Genomic DNA, 1,337 nt, shown 5'->3' with positions numbered 1-1,337 from the left:
GACGGGCACCGTGGACCTGCCGCGGTCGGTAGGGTTTTCCCTCTCGGACGACGGACGGAGCAGGACCCATGACGAGCGCGGCCCTCGGAGCCGGCCACGACCGCGGCGCTCCCCGTCGTCCCGCGAGCCCCGACCCCGGGCGCGGGTACGCGAAGGGCCGCGCCAAGCGCGAGGAGATCCTCCAGGCCGCCGTCGTGCTCTTCGGTGAGGTCGGCTTCCACGCCGCCTCGCTGCGCGAGCTGGCGTCGCGAGTGGGCATGTCCCACCCCGGCCTCCTCCACCACTTCCCGACGAAGGTCGCGCTCCTCGAGGCGGTGCTCGACTACCGCGACACCGTCGACGTGGCGGACCTGGACGAGGACCTCGCGCGCGGGACCGACTACTTCGACGCCCTCGTGCGCCTGGTCGAGCGCAACGCCCTCCGGCGGCACATCGTCGAGCTGTTCACGGCGCTCGCGGCGGAGGCGACGTCCCCGGACCACCCGGCGCACGAGTACTTCGTCCGGCGGTACGAGTGGGCGGTCGCTCGGGCGGTCGAGCAGCTCTCCCGCCGGGCGCGCGCGGGCGGCCTGCGGGCCGGGGTGGACCCGCACGCGGCGGCGCGACAGATCGTCGCGCTCATGGACGGGCTCCAGGTCCAGTGGCTGCTGTCGCTCGAGCGGCCGCGCCCCGAGCGCGTCGACATGGCGGCCGACCTGCGTGCCTATCTCGACCTCATCCTCGCCGAGGAGGTCCCCGCGCGCTGAGCGCGAGGACCTCCCGCCGTCCTCAGCCGAGCAGGTCGCCGGGGAGCGGGTCGGCCCCGGCGGCCAGGCACAGCCCCGTGCGGTCGCCGTCACGCCACGACGCCTCCGTCGGCGACCACACGACGAGTTCGACGCCCTCGGGCGCGTCGGCGCCCAGCACGTCGGGCGTGCACACGCGCGCGACGCGGCGGTCGACGGCCTGCTGACCGGGCCACACCTCGTCCGCGCCCAGGTCGGTCCTGGCGACGACCTGCGCCCGGTGCTCGTCGGCGCAGGGCACGGCCCGCACCTGCGACACCTCGCCGTCCGGCGGCAGCTCGTCGAGGCAGGTCCCCAGCACGAGCTGGACCGCGTTGACCGTCTGCGGGGCGTCGACGTCGCCCGCGAGCGGCGTGCGCGCCTGCTCGCCCTGCCACCAGACGAGCGCGCCCGCGGTCCACGCGACCGTGACGACGGCGCCCACCACCATGCCGGCGACCGCGAGCCCTCGACCGCGCGCGCCCCGGGACCGCACGCGGGAGAGCCCCGCGGCACCGAGCCCGATCCCGACGGGCCCGAGCACCACGCCCGCGGGCACGCTCGCCACGGCGA

Annotated in this window: 2 protein-coding genes; one reads left to right on the top strand and one right to left on the bottom strand. The window is 76.6% G+C overall.

Annotated elements, in window-relative coordinates; genetic code table 11:
• Positions 1-68 precede the first annotated feature (68 nt).
• The gene (locus ACFVQZ_RS36495) at positions 69-746 is read left to right on the top strand and encodes a TetR/AcrR family transcriptional regulator (RefSeq protein WP_378231185.1); all 678 of its coding nucleotides are present in this window, start codon (positions 69-71) and stop codon (positions 744-746) included.
• A 22-nt stretch (positions 747-768) separates the two neighbouring features.
• On the opposite strand, the gene ACFVQZ_RS36490 is transcribed toward ACFVQZ_RS36495, so the two are convergent.
• On the bottom strand, positions 769-1,337 hold a 569-nt coding region (locus ACFVQZ_RS36490), incomplete at its 5' end, for a septum formation family protein (RefSeq protein WP_383629186.1).

The sequence above is a fragment of the Streptomyces sp. NPDC057854 genome (genome assembly GCF_042797055.1).
GTDB lineage: Bacteria > Actinomycetota > Actinomycetes > Streptomycetales > Streptomycetaceae > Streptomyces.
Note: the sequence above shows the minus strand (reverse complement) of the source record. Positions and strands in the feature narration are given on the sequence as shown.